The 1,046-nt window shown below is 62.1% G+C and carries 1 protein-coding gene; it reads left to right on the top strand.

Going from position 1 to position 1,046, the window contains the following annotated elements:
- Positions 1-126 precede the first annotated feature (126 nt).
- Positions 127-1,046 (top strand): IS110 family RNA-guided transposase (locus NKH52_RS35370; protein ID WP_352736898.1); only part of this gene is annotated, 920 nt, incomplete at its 3' end.

Genomic DNA, 1,046 nt, shown 5'->3' with positions numbered 1-1,046 from the left:
CCTTGGCTTGGCGAAGTCGCCCGTACCACCTGAGGTTACAACCGCGGGAGAGCTTGGGATCTTCGCCTTCGTCACGCACGACCGAACAGTCGCTTGGTTCCAACCGTACGCACAAGGCAGGTTACCGTGAACAGGATTATTTGTGGAGTTGATGTTTCGAAAGATTGGCTGGACGCGCATGTCCGGCCTGGCGGAGCGGCAGCGCGCTTCGCCAACGATGCGGCGGGGATTGCAGCTCTTTGGCTGTTCTGCCGCAGCCATGGCGCAGCCCTTGCGGTGATGGAGGCATCGGGCGGCTATGAACGGCTGGGGTTCATGCTCTTGTGGGCGCACGGCATGCCGTGCGGCGTGGTCAATGCCAAGAGCGTGCGCCGTTTCGCCGAGGCGATGGGCTATCTGGAGAAGACCGACAGGATCGACGCCGCTGTCATCGCCCATTACGGCGCAGTCAAGAACACGGTGCCGACGCCACCGCCAAGCGCTGCCCAACAGCGGCTTACCGCGTTGGTTGGCCGGCTTTGCCAGATTGTCGGCGATGCGACCATCAACAAGCAGCGTAGAAGTGCCGCATGCGACGCCGAGGTATGCGCCAGCATCGAGGCGACGCTGGCCTTCCTCAAGCGCGAGCAACGGCGCCTGGAAGGCGAGATTGCCTCGATGATCGATGACGATCCGCTGTGGGCCAGGCTGGAGCGAGCCTTTCGTTCGCTCAAGGGCGTAGCCGGACGCACTGTCGCCCGTCTGATGGCCGAACTGCCCGAGATCGGCCTCATCTCCAACAAGGCCATCGCCAAGCTGGCAGGCCTGGCTCCTTTCGCCAACGATAGCGGCAAGCGCACCGGCAACAGGCATGTGCGAGGCGGACGCGCCGGGCCGCGTGGCATCCTCTTCATCGTCGCAGCTATCGTGGCCAAATTCGATCCTCATCTCAAAGCTTTCGCTCAACGGTTGCAACAGGCGGGAAAGCCAAAAATGCTCATCCGCATCGCACTCGCCAGAAAACTCCTGGTCATCCTCAATGCAAAAGCACGCGATGCGCGCAACGA

The organism is Mesorhizobium sp. M1066 (assembly GCF_040318635.1).
In the GTDB taxonomy this organism is placed as follows: domain Bacteria; phylum Pseudomonadota; class Alphaproteobacteria; order Rhizobiales; family Rhizobiaceae; genus Mesorhizobium.
This window is presented reverse-complemented; position numbering and strand designations above follow the sequence as displayed.